General features: G+C 57.1%; 23 protein-coding genes. 19 read left to right on the top strand and 4 right to left on the bottom strand.

The genetic code is table 11. The features are described from left to right. Positions 1 to 3: 3 nt before the first annotated feature. Genes ACRQEG_RS06730 through ACRQEG_RS06690 form a run of 9 tightly spaced genes read left to right on the top strand, consistent with a single transcriptional unit; the run spans position 4 to position 4,210 of the window. On the top strand, positions 4 to 885 hold the full coding sequence (locus ACRQEG_RS06730) for a ParA family protein (protein WP_101657641.1): 882 nt from the start codon (positions 4 to 6) through the stop codon (positions 883 to 885). Beyond that, positions 882 to 1,367 (top strand): class I SAM-dependent methyltransferase, encoded by a 486-nt coding sequence (locus ACRQEG_RS06725; protein ID WP_101657640.1) that lies wholly within the window; start codon positions 882 to 884, stop codon positions 1,365 to 1,367. The genes ACRQEG_RS06730 and ACRQEG_RS06725 overlap by 4 nt, the downstream gene beginning before the upstream one ends. Continuing rightward, positions 1,364 to 1,672 (top strand): hypothetical protein, encoded by a 309-nt coding sequence (locus tag ACRQEG_RS06720; RefSeq protein WP_101657639.1) that lies wholly within the window; start codon positions 1,364 to 1,366, stop codon positions 1,670 to 1,672. The genes ACRQEG_RS06725 and ACRQEG_RS06720 overlap by 4 nt, the downstream gene beginning before the upstream one ends. A 2-nt stretch (positions 1,673 to 1,674) precedes the next feature. Then, positions 1,675 to 2,031 (top strand): hypothetical protein, encoded by a 357-nt coding sequence (locus ACRQEG_RS06715; RefSeq protein WP_101657638.1) that lies wholly within the window; start codon positions 1,675 to 1,677, stop codon positions 2,029 to 2,031. A gap of 29 nt (positions 2,032 to 2,060) precedes the next feature. After that, positions 2,061 to 2,600 (top strand): hypothetical protein, encoded by a 540-nt coding sequence (locus ACRQEG_RS06710; RefSeq protein ID WP_101657637.1) that lies wholly within the window; start codon positions 2,061 to 2,063, stop codon positions 2,598 to 2,600. Next, complete coding sequence (locus tag ACRQEG_RS06705) at positions 2,601 to 2,969, top strand: hypothetical protein (protein ID WP_101657636.1); 369 nt, start codon at positions 2,601 to 2,603, stop codon at positions 2,967 to 2,969. Then, a complete protein-coding gene (locus tag ACRQEG_RS06700; RefSeq protein WP_101657635.1) occupies positions 2,969 to 3,193 on the top strand; it encodes a hypothetical protein in 225 nt (74 codons plus the stop codon). The genes ACRQEG_RS06705 and ACRQEG_RS06700 overlap by 1 nt, the downstream gene beginning before the upstream one ends. After that, positions 3,186 to 3,389, top strand: coding sequence for a hypothetical protein (locus ACRQEG_RS06695; protein ID WP_101657634.1), 204 nt, complete (start codon positions 3,186 to 3,188; stop codon positions 3,387 to 3,389). The genes ACRQEG_RS06700 and ACRQEG_RS06695 overlap by 8 nt, the downstream gene beginning before the upstream one ends. Further along, positions 3,386 to 4,210, top strand: coding sequence for a hypothetical protein (locus ACRQEG_RS06690; protein ID WP_101657633.1), 825 nt, complete (start codon positions 3,386 to 3,388; stop codon positions 4,208 to 4,210). The genes ACRQEG_RS06695 and ACRQEG_RS06690 overlap by 4 nt, the downstream gene beginning before the upstream one ends. 108 nt (positions 4,211 to 4,318) lie before the next feature. On the opposite strand, the gene ACRQEG_RS06685 is transcribed toward ACRQEG_RS06690, so the two are convergent. After that, positions 4,319 to 5,158: a RelA/SpoT domain-containing protein gene (locus ACRQEG_RS06685; RefSeq protein ID WP_435730971.1), complete on the bottom strand. Its 840-nt coding sequence runs from the start codon at positions 5,156 to 5,158 to the stop codon at positions 4,319 to 4,321. Between the two features lie 285 nt (positions 5,159 to 5,443). Here ACRQEG_RS06685 and ACRQEG_RS06680 point away from each other — a divergent pair, with 285 nt between their 5' ends. The 4 genes from ACRQEG_RS06680 (at position 5,444) to ACRQEG_RS06665 (ending at position 12,349) form a co-directional block, all read left to right on the top strand. Next, the gene (locus ACRQEG_RS06680; protein ID WP_101657631.1) at positions 5,444 to 5,899 is read left to right on the top strand and encodes a Panacea domain-containing protein; all 456 of its coding nucleotides are present in this window, start codon (positions 5,444 to 5,446) and stop codon (positions 5,897 to 5,899) included. Positions 5,900 to 6,132: 233 nt separating this feature from the next. Continuing rightward, on the top strand, positions 6,133 to 6,315 hold the full coding sequence (locus tag ACRQEG_RS06675; RefSeq protein ID WP_101657630.1) for a hypothetical protein: 183 nt from the start codon (positions 6,133 to 6,135) through the stop codon (positions 6,313 to 6,315). 395 nt (positions 6,316 to 6,710) lie between these two features. Then, positions 6,711 to 7,358: a hypothetical protein gene (locus ACRQEG_RS06670; RefSeq protein ID WP_180948896.1), complete on the top strand. Its 648-nt coding sequence runs from the start codon at positions 6,711 to 6,713 to the stop codon at positions 7,356 to 7,358. 62 nt (positions 7,359 to 7,420) lie between these two features. Continuing rightward, complete coding sequence (locus tag ACRQEG_RS06665; RefSeq protein WP_284902277.1) at positions 7,421 to 12,349, top strand: helicase-like domain-containing protein; 4,929 nt, start codon at positions 7,421 to 7,423, stop codon at positions 12,347 to 12,349. Between the two features lie 68 nt (positions 12,350 to 12,417). On the opposite strand, the gene ACRQEG_RS06660 is transcribed toward ACRQEG_RS06665, so the two are convergent. Beyond that, the gene (locus tag ACRQEG_RS06660; protein WP_180948894.1) at positions 12,418 to 12,810 is read right to left on the bottom strand and encodes a hypothetical protein; all 393 of its coding nucleotides are present in this window, start codon (positions 12,808 to 12,810) and stop codon (positions 12,418 to 12,420) included. Positions 12,811 to 13,390: 580 nt separating this feature from the next. Here ACRQEG_RS06660 and ACRQEG_RS06655 point away from each other — a divergent pair. Genes ACRQEG_RS06655 through ACRQEG_RS06630 form a run of 6 tightly spaced genes read left to right on the top strand, consistent with a single transcriptional unit; the run spans position 13,391 to position 18,368 of the window. Further along, positions 13,391 to 13,783, top strand: coding sequence for a plasmid mobilization protein (locus tag ACRQEG_RS06655; RefSeq protein WP_407705681.1), 393 nt, complete (start codon positions 13,391 to 13,393; stop codon positions 13,781 to 13,783). Beyond that, positions 13,740 to 15,140, top strand: a complete 1,401-nt coding sequence (locus tag ACRQEG_RS06650; RefSeq protein ID WP_274734337.1) for a relaxase/mobilization nuclease domain-containing protein — start codon at positions 13,740 to 13,742, stop codon at positions 15,138 to 15,140. Before ACRQEG_RS06655 ends, ACRQEG_RS06650 begins: the two co-directional genes overlap by 44 nt. Then, positions 15,137 to 15,967: a PcfB family protein gene (locus ACRQEG_RS06645; protein WP_274734336.1), complete on the top strand. Its 831-nt coding sequence runs from the start codon at positions 15,137 to 15,139 to the stop codon at positions 15,965 to 15,967. Before ACRQEG_RS06650 ends, ACRQEG_RS06645 begins: the two co-directional genes overlap by 4 nt. Positions 15,968 to 15,973: 6 nt before the next feature. After that, the gene (locus ACRQEG_RS06640) at positions 15,974 to 16,246 is read left to right on the top strand and encodes a hypothetical protein (protein ID WP_101657624.1); all 273 of its coding nucleotides are present in this window, start codon (positions 15,974 to 15,976) and stop codon (positions 16,244 to 16,246) included. Further along, entirely contained in the window at positions 16,243 to 16,686 is a 444-nt protein-coding gene (locus tag ACRQEG_RS06635; RefSeq protein ID WP_101657623.1) for a hypothetical protein, read from the top strand. The genes ACRQEG_RS06640 and ACRQEG_RS06635 overlap by 4 nt, the downstream gene beginning before the upstream one ends. Further along, positions 16,683 to 18,368 carry a VirD4-like conjugal transfer protein, CD1115 family gene (locus ACRQEG_RS06630; RefSeq protein WP_274734334.1) on the top strand — a complete coding sequence of 562 codons (1,686 nt, stop codon included), beginning with the start codon at positions 16,683 to 16,685 and terminating at the stop codon, positions 18,366 to 18,368. The genes ACRQEG_RS06635 and ACRQEG_RS06630 overlap by 4 nt, the downstream gene beginning before the upstream one ends. A 110-nt stretch (positions 18,369 to 18,478) precedes the next feature. On the opposite strand, the gene ACRQEG_RS06625 is transcribed toward ACRQEG_RS06630, so the two are convergent. Both ACRQEG_RS06625 and ACRQEG_RS06620 read right to left on the bottom strand, forming a co-directional pair. Next, positions 18,479 to 19,315, bottom strand: coding sequence for a VirB6/TrbL-like conjugal transfer protein, CD1112 family (locus tag ACRQEG_RS06625; protein WP_274734332.1), 837 nt, complete (start codon positions 19,313 to 19,315; stop codon positions 18,479 to 18,481). Positions 19,316 to 19,330: 15 nt separating this feature from the next. After that, the gene (locus ACRQEG_RS06620) at positions 19,331 to 20,371 is read right to left on the bottom strand and encodes a CHAP domain-containing protein (protein ID WP_274735315.1); all 1,041 of its coding nucleotides are present in this window, start codon (positions 20,369 to 20,371) and stop codon (positions 19,331 to 19,333) included. Positions 20,372 to 20,636: the final 265 nt, after the last annotated feature.

Genomic DNA, 20,636 nt, shown 5'->3' with positions numbered 1-20,636 from the left:
TCCATGATTATCGCTATCTGCAACCAGAAAGGCGGCGTTGGTAAAACGACGATTGCCACGAATCTCGCACACCGCATCGCCCGCACCTCCAGTGCTCATGTGTTGCTGGTGGATGCTGACCCGCAAGGCTCGGCAACTACGACGCTCGGCGTCGAAGTAGACGCCGATACCTTGACCGTCAATGATGTGCTTGCGGCGGTGTCCGCCGGAGCGCCACCCGAAACAGCCCGCCAAGCAATACTGGAAGTGCCTGGCTGGGGTATTGATCTACTCCCCGCCGATAGAGCGTTGTGGGATCGGGAAAACGACACCACGCTCGGCCGGGAATACAGGATCAAAACCATCCTCGCTCCCCTGCATGATGCTTACGAAACTATCGTGGTGGACTGTCCGCCATCCTTGGGGATGCTCACCACCGGCGCTCTCGTCGCCGCCGATGTGGCGTTGATCGTCACCACGGCACGGGAAACCGCCTGCGATGGCGTCGCGGAAATGATCACAACCATCGCCACTATTAAATCTCTATATAACCCGGCTCTTGAGCTTGCGGGAATCCTCGTGAACTCCTACCAGCAAGGGCGCTTGGACACGAAGCGGTGGCTGACCGAGCTAGAAGCCACTTATGGCGACTACCTGCTCGCTCGGTATATGCCGATGAGGGAAGCATTCCCCCACACCGCAACCAACCACACCCCCATCAATAACGGTGACCCGCTGATTGAGGAAGCATTCAAGACGCTACAAGCCGCCCTTGCCGGCAACGCCGCACCAGCCGTACCTGCCGCGCCTGCCGGCACTCGGGCACCCGCCGTACTTGCCAGCAGTGCCGCACCCGCCAGCACCGCCAGCCATACCAGCACGGCGGCCCTGGGGGCTTGCTCATGAAACCCGTCCTCGACCTCACCTGCGGTGCCAGGATGATGTGGGTAAACAAGCACGACGAGCGCGTCACCTACTGCGACAACACAGCCGAGACCCACACGCTCTGCGACGGCCGCACCCTCACAATCAACCCCGACCAAAGGGAAGACTTCCGCGACCTCTCGTTCCCAGACAACACGTTTTACCTCGTGGTCTTCGACCCACCCCACCTCAACCACCTAGGAGAATCCTCCTGGTTGGCGAAAAAATACGGGAAGCTCGCACCCTCCTGGGAAGACGACATCAGGGCCGGATTCGAGCAAGCCTTCCGAGTCCTACGCCCAGGCGGCGTCCTCATCTTCAAATGGAACGAAACCCAAATCCCACTCTCCCGCATCCTTACCCTCACCCCGGAAAAGCCACTCTTCGGCCACACCGGAACAAGCAGCAAAACCCACTGGATCACTTTCCTCAAAACACCGACCAGTAAAGGAACCCAGCAATGAAAATGACGAAAAAAGACGCACTGCGTTACCTCTCCGACCCAACCGACACTATCTATCGCAAGCTCCTGAGAAACGGGGCCGTGGAAGCCTGGAACGGAACATCAATAAACGCCAGCCTCGCCGAATGCCGTCTCTCCTCAGACGACTGGAAGAAAGCCGGCAACCACGTCATCAAAAACGGCACCGATAAAGACCTCGTGGATCTCTTCTTCCTGCTTGCCGAAGCCCAAGGCATACTCGCGCGGGTCGTCAAACACTTAGACAAGATCAAAGCCGCATACGAAACCACCATGGAAACGGAATAACAATGAAAAAGCCAGACACACACGCGTTGCGCACACTCAAGAAAGCACCCATCACCAACCCCGTCGTCGCTGCCAGCACCGAGACACCCGCCGTACCAGCCGGCAACGCCGGCACGCCCGCACCTGCCGCACCCGCCAGCAATGCCGGTGCGCCTAGCAAACGCGGGGTAGAGAAAGTGAAAATCACCCTCCGCCTACCCCGCGAAACCGCAGACATCATCCGCGGCGCCTGGCTCGCCGACGTCGCCACAGGCAACAGAATCTCCCTATCCGAATGGGCAACCACCATCATCACCGACCACATCAACACGGACGTGACACCCGTCCCGGCAGGTGCCACACCTAAAGGAATCATCTAACCCACAACCCCAAGATTGGAGACATTCTCATGTATTTCCTCAACCCAACCTCCCAACTGACCACCCAGGATGTGCGTCAAGCGGTACGTAATCTCGTCATCGACACCGGCCTTGCTGAGATCGAGAAGCACGGCATCCCCGATAGTGCCCACGATGTTGAGGACACGACCGGGAAACTCGCACACGACGCCGATGCTGTTTTCGATGCCTGGGTATCCAGCATCATCGAGGCCACCCGCCGACACCTCGCCGACGAAATCACCGAAACTCTCGCGAGCGGAAACCACAAGCGGATGAAGCAAGCCGAACGTTACAGCTCGGAATACAAGGAATGCCTAGCACGGGCAGAAACGGCCCTCGAATGCGATAACCAAGAACTCGCCGACGAAGCACGCTGTGACGCTACACAAGCCTGGGGTAAGCACATGTACCACAAGGCTCAAGCCCTCCTTTGCATCGAGCATTGCTGCCGGATCAGCGACCTCCGGCACTTCACCCCCACACTCGATGACGTGGAAAAAGAAGACAACCCGATCATCGTCGTCACAGACACGGACGGAGACGAATAAATGACCCCCACACCAGAGCAGATTATCGCGGCCACCCGCGAACACTTCGCAAAACAAATGCTTGATCTTCTTTTCCGTATGGGACGGGAATATGACCGGGAAGCCAGCGCTGCTTATGAAAGCCACTCTGAGGCTTGCAGGGAAGCTGAATATGCCCACGAACACGGTCTTTCAGAGCTTGAATATGACGCCTGGGGAAGATCACGCGACGCATACACACACTACGAGCACGCGCGGGGCATGGATCACGCGTGCGGGAAACACCGGATCTATATTCGGGAATTCCTGGACAAGGTTCCTACTCTGGCCGAAATCGGTATCCCAGATGCCCAGCCGGCCGAAGATGCTCCGATGGAGGTGAGTAAGTAATGCGGCCAGAAGAAAACCTTGCCAGCCATGCCGGCAACGAGACACCCGCCGCACCCGCCAGCAATGCCGGCACAGCCGTACCCGCCAGCAACACGGGTATGGATCGTAATGCCGGCTGGAAGCTGCTCGCCAGTTTCATGAACCGCATGAAAGAAAAAGAGCAAAACGGCACCTGGCAAAGCTACCGAGACACTAGCGACGAGGAGGGAGACACCGATGGGTAACAATATTTATCCAGGCAAGAAAACCGCCTACTGCTACACCTGCAAGAAACCCCTGCATTATCTCGGCATCGCCGCACACCGCGCCCTCCATCACCGCGACCGCGGTATCGACTGCACCATCCGCTACACCCACGGCGATGTCTACACCTGGAAATACTCCCAACTCAAAAACCAAAAAGAAAAGGAACTCTCATGAGCATGAGCACCGGCCCCCTGGACGAGGGCACCATCATTTTCAAGAAAATCAGCGAAGACGAAATCGGGATCACCGGCGTCGCCCTCACCCCCGGCAGCCAGGCCGCTGTCACAACAAAAAACGGCGACGTTGTCACTGTTCTGGTTGGTGAGATCATCGACGAACAACAAGGAATCCGCACCGCCACGTTCGAGTGGATTGAGGAAGACCCCACCGAGACCCTTGAGCCGGGCCAAGCGATCTACCGCAAAGACAACCATTTAGGTCAATACATCATTGTTGGACGCGACCTCACAGAGGGTGCTACCGCAACCGTGATCACCAAAAACGGGACACAACATGAGGTAACGGTGGGGGAAATCCAAGCAGATGACGGCACTGTCCAGTCCGCGCTCTACCGTCGTAACTACCCGCCCATCCCGGAAGGGCAAGCTATCTATCGGCACAATCCCGACACCGACGAATACTTCATCGAAGGCCCGAATTTGGAAGAAGGCAAAGACGTCACCGTCATCACCAAAAACGGGAAAACCCACACCGTCACGGTTGATGACGTCATCACGGTCACGGAGGAAGGCACAGTGCTTGCCACCTACATCAAACACAAGCTCACTGACGCCGAATTAACCAAAGGTGGGCGGTGTATCTTCCGGGAAATCGACGGAACCTGGTTCGTCATCGGCCAAAACCTCGCTATCGGGCAAAACGCACGAGTCTCTACCCGCAAAGGCACCCAAACGGTAAAGATCACGGCGATCACTAAGGAAGAAGACGGGATCCAGACCGCCCGATACACGTGGCCGAAAAAGAAGAAAAAATAGGAGCCCCTAACCCAAAACTCCCAGCCCCTAGCGTTGTGTCTAACGTGAGGACTGGGAGTTTTTACGTGGCTGGCAAGGCTGGGCTGGGACATCCTGTTCCGATATGTCCTATGAGTGCGTACAGCGGCGAAGGTTGCTGGTGAACTCGCCTAGGTTTGTTGAGTAATTAGGGAACGCGGCGTGTAGGTACTCGGTGCTTGTGGCGTAGACGAGTACCGTGTCGCGTCGCCCGGAAAACACGTCTTCTTCTTCGTTTTGGTTATACCAATCAATAGCCTGGCTAATATCACTACTGGAAAAAGGCGAAGCGTACAAAACCTGTTCTTCTCGGTCATATTCGAGAAGATACAGGTTAGGGCCAAGAGAGCCGAAAGCCTTCCCGATACTCTGGAAAGTTGCATCTGTTGCGTCTACAAGATCGACGCAAATCTGCTTGGAGCACGGTAACGCTTCGAGCTCGCGTTTGAGCGCTTCCCGACCATTGGGAACATTAGATGCTAACGGGCGGTCTTCCTCGAGAGTGAAAAGGGCCGAGGCCAGCTGGAAAAATCGCCTTATATCTTCGTAGGAAGCGCGCGATCCTGCCAGTTTTTCAGGGCTCTTGTAATCCTGGCCGTATATCGCGCTTGCTGCTTCGACTCCCGTTGCCCACGAGTGCTGGAGTCTCGTCCTGATCTGGATTTCCACTCGAGAAGGTAGTGGTTCACCGGGTACGACGACGATGATGTGACATGAGCGGTAGCCACTATCTTGGGGACAAGCAATATAGTCTTTGATTCCGCGGGATTCTTTCACATCCAAGCGGCGTAGTACTTCGGCTACGGCAAGGTCTACTTGCTCGCAGGTTTCCACGATAAGCCGGCACCCGCCTATGTCGTCCATGGAGCCGAGCTTGAGGTTGGTGTTCTTGCGTGAGAGTTTCTTGAGAATTGAGCTGATTCGCTTCAATCGGAAAGTCACAAGAGAGTGCGGGATGAGCGTGGATATTTGCTGTAGTTCCTCAAAAACAGTACGTGTAGGCTCAATTTGCATAGAACGCCATGCTTGCACGAGGCGGAAGTATTCTTGAATCTCCTCGTCTTCTCCGACGCGAGCAAGGTCTCCACCGTGTGCGACGTACGCCTGCGCTAGGGCTTTTCCGGCTTTGTTAGCTTCACCCCTGGATATAGGCCGCACACTGTCTTGCATGGTAGAATCATAGCAATTACGGATATTGAGGTAAAAGGAGGCGAGATGGCTAAAGTTGAAGATGTAGCAGCGCAGATTCTTGAGCGTTGCGGGCGTATGACCACCATGAAATTGCAAAAGCTTACGTTCTATTGCCAGGCTGCATATCTCGCCGAAACGGGATCTCCTATTTTTGAGGAAGATTTTCGCGCCTGGGTTAACGGCCCGGTTTCTCCGGAGTTATTCAGCAAGCACCGCGGTAAGTTCTTTATTTACCCCGGCGAGCTAACCAGTGAAGCCGGCACACTATCCGCTGACGCACTGACTGTTATTGACGGCGTTTGCGATGAACTCGGTGACTTGACCGCGAATGCTTTGGTCGAAAAGACTCACGGTGAGCAGCCGTGGCTTGATGCGCGTCAAGGTTGTGACCCGCAGTCACACTCCCAGGAGATCATCTCCAAGGAGTCGATCAAGGCTTACTACCGTACACATCCAGTCGTCGAATCCTTGCTGGTTTAGCGGTCATACTCGGTTGAAAGGGCAGCGTTGCGCTGCCCCTTCAACGTTGCGGGGCGCTGCCCCACACCCCGCTGGGGACACCCGTGCCCCCAGACCCCCGCGGGCCGGCCTTGCCCCACAGGGGCAGGCCGATAAAAACACCACCCAATACCACCACGCAACGTCCCAGCCCTAAGAAAACCCGAAGCACGCGGTGACTCCCACACGCCTCACCAGCATGGCATCATGGAAATATGGATATGAACATGTTCGCGGGCCTTAAAGACACCGGCCCAAAAGACGTACACTTTAACTGTCCGGGAATCCTTGCCAAGAAACTGCAAATTCTTGCAGTGGTCAAGGAAACAACCCTGACCGCCCTGATTGTTACTGCCCTGGAAAACTACCTCGAAGAGATAGAAAACCAAGAACAGTAACTGTTGAGGCTGGCTGGTAATGGAAGCAGCCCACCTCACACACTGGGCGACCATATTGGATGCGGCCGTGAGCTGGAGAACGCGCGACTTAGAAGCCCGGCCCTCCAATAATTTTCCCTTTTGTTTTGAGCCGACCCCTTGAGGCACAAAAATGGCGCCACCCCTTGGGTGGCGCCACCCCTATTTAATCCACCCCTTATCCTCAAGGACAGCAATGGACAACAACCCGAAAAACGCTTCCACACCAAAACCAGCGTATGGAGATATGGATATACCGCCACATGGAGGGTATTCTGGGAACCGGAGAGCCAGCAAAAGGCGCAAGGTGACGCCTGCGCCTAGCCAGCTTGCTTTTGACTTAGATGCCCTCATGGGGCTAACAGAAAGGACGAGCGATGTTGATCGACCCGAGGGACGCCGGCCAGCCACTCCAGACACGCGAAGTGTGGAGTCGCTGGGCGCAAAGCAACCCGGACGAATGGGAGGTAGCCCGCAAATTCTTCCTCGAGATGGAAACGTATCTACCCCCGAACTACTACCCGAACGCCGAGGTAGAGACGTGGGAACTCTTCCCACTGGATTGGGACTGGATAGGAGTGGACATGCCCTACGAGTTTCTGACCGATCAGGAGAACTACGAGGAGCTGTACGTCCCGCGGATGAAGGAAACCCTGACCGAGGCACTACTGCGAGTATTCCGGCGCGGCCTGGCGGTGCGGATCGAGGGAACAGCGATGAGCCTGGACGAGTTGATCAAGGAAGACTTCTGGATCGAGTCCTACCAGGTAGCACACCTACCCCTGAAGAAAGTGACGGGCAAGCCGAGGCAGGACGAGCCACCGCTCTTCCATCTGGCCTGGCAGGCAATGGAGGACACGGGCAAGATGCGAGGGGAGATCATCGACATGTTCACCTCAATGCAGACGATGAAATCAACACCGGATCGCAAGTGCCCGGCCTGGGTAGCCCAGTGGCAAGCCCAGAACCCGCCAATCGAATGGGAGAACCCGACAACGCCCTCCGAGATCGAGGGGTGTTGGTAGACCCACCAGTTCCTCATCTACGCACGCGGCCACAAGACACGATCACGGGCGTGCGTGCCCGCGTGTCCGCTAATATTCACGCACTCGAACTAGCCGAGCAGGGCGGGCTAACCGAGCGTGACCTCGAGCAGGTCGCGCTCTTTAGTGGGTGGGGCGGGCTGGCGGAAGTCTTCGACGAAACCAAACCCCAGTGGGCCGCCGTGCGCGAGCGTCTCCACGACATTCTCGGCGAGGAGGGCTATAAGGCTGCGCGGCGCTCTACTGTCAATGCCCACTACACCCACACCAAATATGTCGCGGCGATTTGGGATGCACTCAAAGCTGCCGGCGTTCAAAGCGGTGCGGGACTCGAGCCGGGGTGTGGTATCGGGCATTTCATCGCGCACGCACCCAACAACCTCACCATGACCGGCATCGAGCTTGACAGCACGGCTGCACGCCTGGCCCAGCTCCTCGCTCCCAGCGACACCATCCGAGCTGAAGGCTTCGAGACCACCACGCTACCCCCGGTCTTTGATGTGGCGGTAGGGAACGTGCCGTTCGCTGACCTCGCTTTATTCGACCCGGCCCATAATCCGGGCCGGCACTCGATGCACAACCACTTCATCATCAAATCCCTGGATTTGCTCAAATCTGGCGGCTATGCGGCGCTCATCACCTCCACCTACACCCTGGACGCGAAAAACCCGGCCGCACGCCGCGACATGTATGAGCGCGCAGACCTAGTGGCAGCTATCCGTCTGCCGTCTGGTGCTCACAGTGAGGCTGCCGGAACCAGCGTTGCTAGCGATCTGTTGATCTTCCGCAAACGCACTCCAGGCGAAACTCCGCAAGAGTTCACGTGGGAACACACCCACCCCGTGCGCCTACCCCGTAAAGACGGAAGTACCGCGATATTTGCGCTCAATAACTATTTCCTTGACCACCCCTCGAGTATTCTTGGTGAGCTTGAAGCCGGGAGCGGGATGGGTGGGCGCGACGTGCTCACCGTGCAAGGTAAAAAGACACCCACCGACGTCGCAGGTAGCCTCGCGGCCGCGCTCACCCGCGTATTTACTGATCTTCCCGAGCGTCTTGCATATAGCCCGCAGGTTATTGAGATCGACGCCGAAGCCCTCACCGCCCCGCTCGAGGAGGGCATGGTTGCTGGTTCTTTGCGTCCCACACCTCAAGGCATGGAGCGCCTCGCCGCTAGTGGGGAGTGGGAGAGCGTGCGTCTAGCGAAGAAATACGTTGCCGAGACGCATCGCTTATATGAGCTGTTCACGCTTGTCTCGCGTCTGGTTAGCGCGGAAGAAACCGCGCCGGCCGCAGACCCCGCGCTCGAAGTGCTCCGCACCCAAACCCGCACCGCCTATGAGGCGTATGTAGCCGAGTATGGTGCGCTGAATCGGAATACGAAAAGCATCCGTATCGACAAGAACGGCGAGGAAGTCTTGCGGGTGGCCTACCCGCAAGCCGTCCGAGTCTTGAAGAAAGATCCCCGCCACGCCCTCTTGTTTGCTCTCGAGAAATGGGATGACGAGACAGAACGCGCCACGCCGGCTGATATTCTCACCTCCCGGCAGTTGTATGCGCCCTATACGCCTAAAGGCGCACAAACGACCCGCGAAGCGCTTGCGATGAGTCTGGAGCAAACCGGTGGTATCGACCTTGCCTATATGCACTACCTCCTAGGCTTCCGAGAAGAAGTTATTGGCGGTCAGCTGATCGAGGAGGGCCTAGCATTCCTTGACCCCGAAACCGGCGTTCTTACCCGCGCCCCCGAATACTTGTCCGGGAACGTACGCGAAAAACTCAAGACTGCTCAATCGGCTGCTCAAACCGACCCCCAGTACTCCGTGAACGTGGAGGCGCTTGAGAAAGTCATGCCTGAGCCTATTGACTTCACGGAGATCACCCCGAGCATAGGCGCGAGCTGGATCCCGATCCGGGATTACCAGCAATTCCTGCGCGAAATGCTCGATGACGGCCGCCCGAGCCTCACGCTCACGAAGGACGGCGCATACTCCGTGAACTTGAGCGGCGCCCAGTCCCGTTCCTATGAGCAAGAAACCCGGTGGGGCACTACCGCTATGCGAGCCTCCGACATCTTCGTACGTCTCTTGAATGCGTCGCCGGTCAAGGTTGAACACCCAGACCCCGATAACAAAAACAAAAAGATTGTGGATATGGCGGCCACGGCCGCGGCCGTGGCGAAAGGCAAAGAAATCGAAGACCACTTCAAAGAATGGCTCTTCGCTGACGCCACCCGCACCGAGCGCCTCGTTCAAATCTACAACGAGCGCTTCAACTCGCTAGTGGGCCGCGATTACACCGACATCGGTAGTGGCCTCACCCTACCCGGTCTGTCCTCCTCAATCCAGCTCTATGACCACCAAAAAACCGCTATCGCCCGCATGCTCTATGAACCCACGTGCGGGCTATTCCATGAGGTCGGGGCCGGGAAAACCCTCGCGATGGTCTGCGCGGTCATGGAACAACGCCGACTCGGACTCGTCACCAAACCCCTCGTCGTCGTCCCGAACCACTTGGTGGGCCAATTCAGGAGCGAATGGCTAGCCGCCTACCCGGCCGCACGCCTGCTCACTTTAGAGAGTGAAGACATCTCCAAGGCCAATAAGGCTGAGTTTTTCGCCCGCGCAAGGATGGGTAATTGGGATGCGATCATCTGCTCCCACTATGCTTTCGGCCAGCTCCCCCTGGGTAAAGAAACCATCAAAGTCTACGAGCAGACCAAGCTCGACGAGACTCGCGCCCGTATTGCTTTTGAAGCCGCTCAATCCGGCGATGTCTCTGTCTCTAAGCTGGAGAGCAAAATGCTTGAGAGCGAAGCGTCAATTAAGCGCGAGATCAACGACGCCCAAAACCAGCACGACGAAACCCTTTTGTCGTTTGAGTCTCTCGGCGTCGACTATTTGGTCGTCGATGAGGCCCACGCCTATAAAAACCTGCCCGTCAAAGGAGCGGAGAAATTCGCGGGCCTGCTCGGCGGCACGTCGTCGCGTGCCCTCGACCTCGACATGAAAATCAACTACCTACGCTCCCAGGGAAGGGAGCGTATCTGCACGCTCGCCACCGCCACCCCGGTAGCCAACTCGATGGGCGAGATGTGGGTGATGATGCACTACCTACGCCCCGACATTCTCGCCGGTGCTGGCGTCGGTGACTTCACTGCCTGGGCACGCCAGTTCGCCTCCGCCTCCACTGCGGTGGAAATGAACGCCAGCGGCTCCTACGAGGTCAAGCAACGCTTCACCACGTTCAACAACTTGCCGGAGCTGCTCGCGATGTGGCAGACGTTCGCCGACGTCAAACTCACCAGCGAACTGGGCCTCAATCTCCCGGATATGAAAACACGTGGTGATGGTGAACGGCGCGCGGAAACCCTCGAGATTGATCTGGGCGGCCCGATGGAAGAATTCCGGGAGCGCTTGGAAGAACGCGAAACCGCCATCAAAGCCGGCATGGTCAGCCCAACAGAAGACAATTACCTCTGCTTGACGAATGATGGGATCACGTTCGCGACCGACTACCGCCTCTTCACCGAGAAAAACGCGGCCGCGCTCATTGGGGTCGATACTGAGGCGATTACCCACCAGAAAGTCGATGTGGTGGCCGACAACGTCTACCGGGTCTGGAACGAAACCAAAGACAACCAGTATCTGGATGAGACCGGGGAAGTCTCGCCCACGCGCGGGGCCTTGCAGATTGTTTTCTGCGATAAAGGCACCCCCAAAACAGACGGCAGCTTTGACATGTACCACGAACTCAAGCGGCTGTTGGTTGAGAAAGGTGTGCCAGAGAGCGCGATAGCGTTTGTTCACGAAGCGAAAAATACGCTTGAGCGCGACGGTCTCTACAAGCGTGCCCGCTCAGGCTCCATCCAAATACTGATTGGTTCGACTGAGAAACTCGGAACAGGCGCGAACATTCAAACGCGGGCGGTGGCGATTCATCATGTTGATGTGCCCTGGCGCCCAGCTGATCATATTCAGAGGAATGGGCGGGTCTTCCGCCAGAAAAACCAAAACCATGAGGTCGCCGAATACCGCTACTGCACCCTCAAATCATTGGATACCATGAAGTGGCAAACCCTGGAGCGGAAAGCCGCGTTTATTGGCCAGGTCATGACCGGGAAATACTCCGGGCGCTCCATTGAAGATGTCGCCGAGCGCCAGATGTCGTATGCGGAAACGAAAGCTATCGCCTCCGGAGATATCATGCTTATGCGGTCGGTTGATTTGAAAAACCAGATCCAGGGCTTGAAGAATGAGCGGGCTGCCTGGCGTACAAAAAACGCCAACATAGCCTCGAACTTAAGGCTCTTAGGAACCACGGGTATGTTCCTGGGTCGCTATGGGGATGCTCTCGAGCGCGTCCAAGAAACCCTCACCAATCCGCCTGCGCCGGTTATCAAGTTCGATGACACGACCGTGACCGAACGTAAAGTGGCCGCAACGCAATTGAATGATGCTTTGAGCGTACTGCCAAGCTATATTTTCCGCACGGCCGCATCGCGCGGCGCGGGCGCTATCTCGTGGAATCCGGTCTATAGCCTGCCTAAAATCGAGATCAACGGCGTTCCTATCGCCTTCGGTATCACGACATCATATTTAGGTAACGGACACGGCCTGGTCGCCGTGCCCGCAGCGTTTGCTCAGCAACTTGAATACTATCGCCGCTATTTTCCCGATAAAAGCGGCCTAGATATTTCCGTGGAGGTGCAGTTCAAAGGAACCACCATCCCGCGCCTGGACTACCACTATTTTGTGAGGCTGGAGAACATGATCGGCAAACTCGATGGTTTGCAGGAGAAGATAAAAGAATACCAAGCCAATATCGAACGCGAAAAAATGCGCTACGGGAGCGAAACGGAGGAGCGCTGGTCGGGTGAGTCTAAACTTGCCACGCTGGAAGCCGAACTCAAAACGATTACCGCGAGCCTCAGGGAAGGTAAACGCACCCAGCAACAAACCATAAACCTATAAAACGCGAGCACGGTAAGGCCCGTACCGCGCGCGGTGTGCGCGGTACGGCCCTTACCTTATAGCTTCCGTTATTGTTGCGGGAAGTGTTCACTCACGCCGACATTTTCGCCCCCATCGACACCGCTTTGATGTTCAGGCCTCGCCTCATCGTCGCCGGTATTCGAGTCACTGTCCGCGCCCGGGGCGTTACCCTCGCCCGCGTTTTCCGTGCCCGCATTGCGGTATTTTTTGAGCAAAAGGCGGCGCTCATTATTATCAAGCGCGAACGCTTGCACGATCTGTTTGACCGGCAAACCCGACTCAACCAGCACGCCGCGTAAGTCCACGAGCGTTGCTCGCAGCTCGCGCAATTCACCCAGCCTTTTCTCGAAATCCGAGACCGCACCGATGCGCTTTTCCAGCTTTGCGTAATCCGGAGCGATCAGCGGGCTGTCTTTCAAGGCCGCTATTTTCTTCCTCACCACAACCACCACTTCAATACCTGTCGGTGTGGCGTAAGTTCCCGAAACAAAATATTACCACCCACCACTCTTCCATTCCACGCGCCCCGCGCGCCCACCACCAACGCCACCACGTTTACCGCCGGAGTGCGTGTCATTTTTGATCTAAAAAATGAACCCACCCACCACCAAAAACGCTACCCAGCTATGTGCGCTGCCGGCGCTGCTCTGTACCATTTTCCCACCCACTCCGCACCACAAAATAATGCTATAATGGCACGGCGGGTGCGCCACAATCATCTGACCGTCTGGGCTGCGTGTGGACATGAAATGTCCACACGCTATGCCACGCAAGACGTGGCGCCAAGCTTCGCTTGGCTAGCGGAATACACGCCGGCGGCGTGTATCTTTTCCGCTGGCCAGGCCGGCTACCCCGTGAAAAAACTTTCACGGAGCGAGGAACGAAAGTCGCCCCTACGGGCCGTGACTTTAGCCCTAGCCGACCGGCTTAGCAAGCTTAGCATTTGAGGATACAAATGCGCTTGCCCGCCGCCGCGGGGTGATATAGTATGGGGACACCCAAACCCGTTAAGGAGGAAGCGTGACAAGCGCGCCATCCTCCGGGAGGAAGCGCCGTATAGAGAAGCATCTCTATTTCGACGCTGAAGAATGGATGCGGGTGGAAGCGCGGATGCGCTCCCTGGGCCACACTAACTTTTCTGCGTTCACGCGCACACTACTGCTCGGCCGGCCCATACCAACCAGGCCAGACCGAGGCCCGCAGGCGGAAGCACTCCTGAGAGAGCTGAACAGGCTAGGCGTGAACCTCAACCAAATCGCACGCAACGTGAACTCTGCTCATGTGGCGTCTTTTGAGCAGGTTGAGGCAGCCAGAAAACTCATGGAACAAAGCAGGACTCTCATCGAAAGATTCACCTCTGGAGGCGGCCGTGGCGGTAACGAAACTGACCCAGATCAAGACGACGCTCGGTAAGGCAGTGGACTATGTATGCCAGGCATACAAGACCAACGGGCATCTTCTTGTTTCTTCGAATGCGGGCCTGTCGTGGGTGCCTGAAGATATCACGAAAGGCTTCATGGCCACCCACGCCGAGGCATCGTTCCATAAGAGTGTTGGCCGGCCTGGGAGCGTTCTCGCCCACCACCTCATTCAATCTTTCAAGCCCGGAGAAGCAGATGCCAACGAGGCACACGATATCGGAATGGAATTGATTCACGAGCTGTTAGGAGACGCCCATGATTACGTAGTGGCAACGCATGTGGATAAAGACCACATCCACAACCACATTCTTTTCAACCCCGTCAACCGCGACACGTGGAAGCGCTGGCGTTGCCCGAAGACCCGTGTCTATGACATCCGCGAGCTATCCGACAAACTCTGCCGGCAGCACGGTCTGTCAGTCATCAAGAACAGGCGCGGACACGGACGCGATAACAACATCGGTGACCTTTATGCCCAAGCGCGTGGCGACTCGCGTAAAGACGATCTGCGGCGCCTCATCGACGCCGCCATTAGCGAGACCGCTACCTGGGAGGGATTCCAAACCGAACTCGTCGCCCGCGGTATCAAAATGGAAACCAAAGGCCAACACATCCTCTTCACGCTCCCTGGCACGAAGCGATCTATCAGAGGTGCAAAGCTCGGTGCACCCTACACCCCAGCCGCGCTACGCGCGCGCCTCGGGCGCACCCAGGTCTTCGAATACGTCGCCCAAAAACACCTTATCGAGATGCGTGAGGACGGCACCATCGAAGTACTCCTACCCGGAACGCGTGGCAGTCTCGCCCTCGTGCTCCCAGCCTCGGCTATCTCTGATAGTGGGGGCGCCTACCGGCTCTATATTGACGCGGGTGCCGAGCTGACCATCATCAACACGAAAGACTTTTCGTTCCACACCCAGATCACCCCACGGCAGCTCTATACGTTCTTTACTCTCCCCGTGAACGCACCCCCAGCTTTGATTACGGGGAAGATACCGCGCGGGAAAACACCGGCCCAGCGCGCCTACTTCGCCGCCATCGACAACCAGTGCGAAAAGCTACGAGCACGGGCAGACGTCGTGAACCTCACCGCCCGCGCCGTACATATGGGCACAAGCGAACTCACCGCATACCGCGATGAGCTTCGCCTTGAGCGCGATAACCTCGTCGAGAAAAACGCGAGCCTCGTTATCGAACGCCAAGCCACGCTTGATGAAGGAAAGTCGAGTGAGGTTATTGATCGGAAGATCGACCGCACCACCACCCGCATCACCACGCTTGAGACCGCACTCAAAAGAATCGACCAACGCACCCAAACCAGGATCCAAGGAAAGGACATCACCAAATGAGTATTATGGGAGGCGAACAAATCGCCAATACAGTTACGGCAACACTCCTGCAAGCTGGCCTAAAAATCACCGGCTACTTCCTCACGAATTCCGTCCAGGCCGTTCGGCTCACCGCCCAAGGCGGCCTCAAACACCTCGCCAAAATGAAAGGCGTCGCGCCCAGTCAGCGTGACCATGGCCGCATGACCATCAAAACGCTCCAGCGCAAAGGTGGGGATCTCCACTCGGCCGAGATCACCCCGGAAAACCTTGCCGCTCTCAAAAAATACTTGCGGCGCACCGGCATCGACTTCGCGCTCGAGCGTGCCGGAGAAGGCTACTTCGTCCACTTCCAAGGAAGCGACGTGGCGCTCATGCAACACGCCTTGGCCCGCATCGAAGCCGACCTCACCCCCACGCGGCAACAGGCTAGCCAGAGCAAGCCGGGCACCGAAAAAGATACGCCGGAAAAAGACACACCTGAGAAGACGGCATCCAAGAAAGACGAGAAAGCACCAGAAGCAGACGCGCCCGCGCAAACCGGCGACGTCACCCAACCCGCCGATACCACCCCGAACGCCGACGCCGCCGCTCTGTCTGCCTCGGAAAGCCAGACACCCCAGGCACCGGCGACGTCGGAGACACTGCCGACGTCAGACGCGACGCCCACCGCTACGGTGCCGACGTCAGAGGCCGCGCCGGGAAAGAAACCGGTCACGAAAGAAAAAATCCAGACCCGCAGCGATGTGGCGCGTGCTATTGAGAAGAAAGCCCGAGCCAAAAAAGCCGCACTCAACGGGCGTCCGCCTGTGCCTGCCCAGGTGGTCTCGAAAAAGATGGGCCGGTAGAATCCCGTGGATATTTTCTGTGCCGGCACTATCGCCAACACCCCACAATGGAACCTCGAACACACCTCCTTGCGGTTCATTATCGAAACGCAGGCTGCTATCAAAACCACAGTGATAGCTAGTGGCCGCCTCGCCCGCTACCTCGGCGAAGAACTCGCATTACAGCGCGGCACTCAAGTACTTGCCTACGGAGCAATCGAGCAAGGCGAAGACGGCGGCATATTCCTCGCCCCCTATTCACTAGCCCCCGACTATTTCCCGGACTGGAGCACGCCATGACCCGCGGGACGTTCACGCTCATCACGGGCGAGCCAGCAGAGCGCGCCCTCGCCCAGCTCCTACGCGGTCACGCTCCCTTGACCGCGCTCACGCTAGCCGAGGCCCCCACTCATCCCGATGTCGCCCGCCTATTGCCCGCCAATGTGGAAGCGCTTGTTTACCGCGAGCCTGGCTTGTGTTTGATCGACACGGCCATCGACCCCCACGCTATCTTCGACACCCTCACCCGCCTACGCACACCAACGACCGATGTCGGTGACGCCGATGGTGTGGGTGTCTCTGACGTCACGACGTCAGAGACACCGCCACTCGCATCTACCGCTTCCACTCCCGACCTTGCCGACACCCAGGAAATCCCGCGGGTTTCTTTCACTTATGAGGGCCGGGCTGATATTGCGGCTGTGATCGAGACCCGCGCGAAAAAGAAAGCACACCAATGACCTACATCCTCACTATCCTCGGCCTCCTCCTCGCCTTCTGGTCGGGCAACAAGGTCTGTTTCCAGGTACGCAGCGACATCGAAGCCGAACTGCCACTCACGGATATTCTCGACCGCTTCTACCTCGATCTCCTTGAGCGGCCTTTCCACGTCTCTTTTCATGAGATCGACGCCGCCGTCGGATTGTGTCTTGCGGCCGCAATTGGCCTGAGTGCCCTCTACCAAAAAACGATGAAAGGCACCCGCCGCGACGGCGCCGAGCACGGCTCCGCGCGCTTCGCCACCCAGGCCGCGATCCGCCCCTACCGCGACAAAACCTATACGAACAACCTGCTTTTTACTCGCACCGAGCGCTTGTCCCTAGACGGTCGGAAAACCCAACGCAATCTCAACGCCCTCGTTGTTGGTGGATCCGGGTCAGGTAAATCCCGCTATTACGTTTTACCCAACCTCGCGCAATTCAATACGTCGTTCGCGGTCACTGACCCCAAAGGCGAACTCTATGCCCAAACACGCTCCCACCTCGAAGCCGCTGGATACAAGGTGCGATGCTTCAACCTCGTCGACTTCAACCTCTCCGCCAACTTCAACCCGCTCTCCTACTTCAAAGATGCCCGCGGTGAAATCGATATCAGTATCCTCGTCGAAAACTTCATCTCGAATACCACCGGGCGCAAACCCGCCACCTCGAGTGACTTCTGGGAAAAAGCAGAACGCGCACTCCTCACCGCCCTGGTTGCCTATATCTACTACACGAAAGGCAACACCGGCACGCTCATCGATATCGTCGACCTGCTCGCGCAAATGCAAGCATTCGAAAAAGAAGACGAGAGCAAGTCCGACGTCGATCTGCTCTTCGAAGCAACCAGCGAGCTAATCCAGGAAGCAGAAATAGCCCGCCAAGACCCCACCCAAGACATCTTCTCCCCCGAAGCTTTAGCCGCGATCGACGGGCTACGCTTCGCCGCCTCCCAATACAATACCTATTTGCAAGGCGCGGGAGAAACCAAAAAATCAGTGATTATCTCCCTCGGAGTGAGGTGTGCACCCCTCCACATGGCACCCATGCGGACACTTCTTTCTACCGATACCCTCCACCTCGAACGCATCGGCTTGGAGAAGACGGCGCTGTTTTTGATCATCCCTGACACCCACGCCGCCTTCAACTTCCTCGCATCCATTTTCTTCGAGCAACTCTTCGAAACGAATATTTATATCGCCGACCACGAAGCTTCACGACGGCTTCCTGTTCAACTCCAGGTGTTTATGGACGAGTTCGCGAATATTGGCAGGATTCCGTCTTTTGAGCGGAAGATTGCGGTCATGCGCTCCCGTGCCATCTCCGTATCCGTGATCGTCCAGAACATGGCGCAGGGCAAAGCGCTCTATAAGGAAGACTGGGACACCATCGTCGGCAACTGCGACTCAATCCTCTTCCTCGGCGGACAAGAACGCTCCACCACCGAATACTTCTCGAAGATGCTCGGCAAGCAAACGATCACCACCACAGATGTTTCTGAGAGCCGGGGCAGGAACGGAAACTGGACACGCGGCCACAAACGCCTCGGGCGTGAACTCATGACACCCGACGAGATTGCCCACATGAGGGCCGACTACTGCTTGTATTTTCTGCGTGGCCTTGACCCTTTCTACTCGAAAAAACTCGAAGCACCAAATGTGTAACCGCAACCAGTCGGGTTTAATCGCTCTCTTCTAAAGGGTCTCCCGACACAAAGAATCCTGGTTTCACGAACCGGAAATCTTTAGTGTCTATAGCTCACTATCCGTCGACATTATCCTTCTCCGAGGAATGCTTTAGCCATGCGCGAGGAACCGAACAGCAAGGTGAGGAAGAATACCGGGCCAGCAATCAACCCCGCCAAATTCGCCGTCAAGGTGGAGAGCATGTTATCCCCCGTCAAACTATTCACGTCCACCATCTCCACTTGGAAATACGAGTAAATCGTGATGCACAAGATGATAACCACGCCATGCAAGACCGCACCGGCGTAACGCCGCAAATATCCCACGCCGATGCTTTTCGTCTCCGGGTGCGAGAGGAAAACAAGCGGAAGAGTTGCGGCCGCACTCAAAATATAAATTTCCGCGAAACGCAACAACACGATGATTTTCACGCCGATAGAGGCAACAATGGAAAGCAGCCACGGCAAGAACAACACCAACATAAGACCCGCCTTATCGGCCATCCCGAGGTCGTCTACCGCTGTTTTCACCGACGCCGGAAGATCACCCCCGGCAACCGTGTCCGGGCTTTGCGCTACTACTCCGGCGGTGATTTTCTCACCCGCCTCATTAATCGAGGACAAAATGAGATCGACATTTGCTATTGCGATCAATATCAACGCGGCTTTCAGCAACGCGAGAGCGATCTGCTGGGTGCCGCTCTTGCTGTCTCCCTCATAACGGGTAGAAAGCCTAGCTAGCTCGAGCACGAGAATAATCGCGAGAATAGTCGCCGCCACAGGCTTTACCGCAACAGAATTGAGGCTCGTGCAAAACTCAAAAGCGCTCTGGTTGTAGGAGGCGATGTCTGTTTTCAGGTCATCGACCCCGCCCGCAAAGCTACCGCCGAAAATCGCGGTGAGCATCGCCAAAATAATCCCAGCCACAACTAGCCCTCCCTGTTAGTTTTCGCTCATGCGGATCACAACCGGAGGCTCTTCCCCGCACCACGAATCCGGGCCGACCGTTGTCCCCATTTTTTCGTTCCACGCGGCAACATTCCGGCCATCCCCTAGCGAGATCGCTACGTGCCCGGGCCAATAGAGAATGTCTCCTGGCTTGGCTTGGCTATAAGGCACGCGCCGCCCATACGACAACACACCCGTCGTGTCGAAGTAGTTGATGGTCACCCCGTGCTGGCGATATACCCAGGCAACGAACCCAATACAGTCCCAACCGCTCGGGGATTGTCCCCCGTGCACGTAGGGCACGCCTTGATAGGCGAGGGCCGTATCCAGAACTGCGCTCGACCCGCCGGGCACGCGAACTATTTCACCGGTCGCTGCCCGCCTACCCAGGTCTGGGTTGCGACGCACAACGATACGCCCGTCATCCAGGAACTTCTGAAGATCGGTGTGGGTGAAGCGCTCGAGGTAGTAGGCGGCGTTACCGTAATTCTCCGTGAGGAGGGTGCCGTCGGTGTTTGCGGCCGCATACCCGACGTGTCCGGCCGGGTGGTCATGCCCAGCCACCCCAGACTTGAACGAAACGACGTCACCGGTTTTGACGTCTTTTGCGTTACTGATAACAGGCCAGCCCGGCAAATTAGCGGTATCTCCCCACTGGGAGCCATTACCACCAGCAGGGGTTAGGTCACCGTGGGTGTAGACCCATTTACCAGGCCCGCCACCCATGTCCCGGTTCACCCGCCAATACACGAAGTCGGTGCAATTCCCGAAATAATAAAGCGTTTCCGGATTCACCGTGTTGAACACCGGCGTCGCGTTTCCTTTACTATCCCTGACTTTGTCGCGCCAGGGGTAGTCGTCTTGGATCGGGAAAGCAACCTCTGGAAGCTCATCATCGACAACGAGGTTAACGATCCAGTTGGGGATGAACGAGATAATCGCGATGATCATGATGGAGGCCACCAGCCCGGCTATCAAGACCGGGGAGGCAGCGATCATGGATACTGTGCTCGCAATGGCGGCTGCGATTTTCACGGACACCACCCGCCCAGCATTCAATGCCCGGGAGGCGAGCCTAGGCCGGTACCCACCCCGGTGAGCGGTAGCCCTGCCCGCTTTCCTGCCAGCCCGCTGGGCCTGCCGACTGCCCGGGGTCGCCCGGCGCAGTCCGGGCACGACGCTCGACCCCGAACGCGCAAGCGATGCCGGGCGTACCGGCGACGTCGCCGGTGTCGTCGCGGCGCGGCGAGCCGCAAGATGAGAGACACGCGCTCCTTGCGGTATTTACTCTGATAATTTC

Origin of the sequence: Actinotignum stranguriae, assembly GCF_051265215.1 — a bacterium.
GTDB classification, from domain to species: Bacteria; Actinomycetota; Actinomycetes; order Actinomycetales; family Actinomycetaceae; genus Actinotignum; species Actinotignum schaalii_C.
Note: the sequence above shows the minus strand (reverse complement) of the source record. Positions and strands in the feature narration are given on the sequence as shown.

Coding starts and splice junctions, on each gene's coding strand:
- ACRQEG_RS06695 (WP_101657634.1), top strand. CDS start 3,186: ATGGGTAACAATATTTATCCAGGCAAGAAAACCGCCTACTGCTACACC.
- ACRQEG_RS06645 (WP_274734336.1), top strand. CDS start 15,137: ATGAGTATTATGGGAGGCGAACAAATCGCCAATACAGTTACGGCAACA.
- ACRQEG_RS06690 (WP_101657633.1), top strand. CDS start 3,386: ATGAGCATGAGCACCGGCCCCCTGGACGAGGGCACCATCATTTTCAAG.
- ACRQEG_RS06725 (WP_101657640.1), top strand. CDS start 882: ATGAAACCCGTCCTCGACCTCACCTGCGGTGCCAGGATGATGTGGGTA.
- ACRQEG_RS06675 (WP_101657630.1), top strand. CDS start 6,133: ATGGATATGAACATGTTCGCGGGCCTTAAAGACACCGGCCCAAAAGAC.
- ACRQEG_RS06705 (WP_101657636.1), top strand. CDS start 2,601: ATGACCCCCACACCAGAGCAGATTATCGCGGCCACCCGCGAACACTTC.
- ACRQEG_RS06680 (WP_101657631.1), top strand. CDS start 5,444: ATGGCTAAAGTTGAAGATGTAGCAGCGCAGATTCTTGAGCGTTGCGGG.
- ACRQEG_RS06700 (WP_101657635.1), top strand. CDS start 2,969: ATGCGGCCAGAAGAAAACCTTGCCAGCCATGCCGGCAACGAGACACCC.
- ACRQEG_RS06670 (WP_180948896.1), top strand. CDS start 6,711: ATGTTGATCGACCCGAGGGACGCCGGCCAGCCACTCCAGACACGCGAA.
- ACRQEG_RS06630 (WP_274734334.1), top strand. CDS start 16,683: ATGACCTACATCCTCACTATCCTCGGCCTCCTCCTCGCCTTCTGGTCG.
- ACRQEG_RS06715 (WP_101657638.1), top strand. CDS start 1,675: ATGAAAAAGCCAGACACACACGCGTTGCGCACACTCAAGAAAGCACCC.
- ACRQEG_RS06720 (WP_101657639.1), top strand. CDS start 1,364: ATGAAAATGACGAAAAAAGACGCACTGCGTTACCTCTCCGACCCAACC.
- ACRQEG_RS06730 (WP_101657641.1), top strand. CDS start 4: ATGATTATCGCTATCTGCAACCAGAAAGGCGGCGTTGGTAAAACGACG.
- ACRQEG_RS06710 (WP_101657637.1), top strand. CDS start 2,061: ATGTATTTCCTCAACCCAACCTCCCAACTGACCACCCAGGATGTGCGT.
- ACRQEG_RS06635 (WP_101657623.1), top strand. CDS start 16,243: ATGACCCGCGGGACGTTCACGCTCATCACGGGCGAGCCAGCAGAGCGC.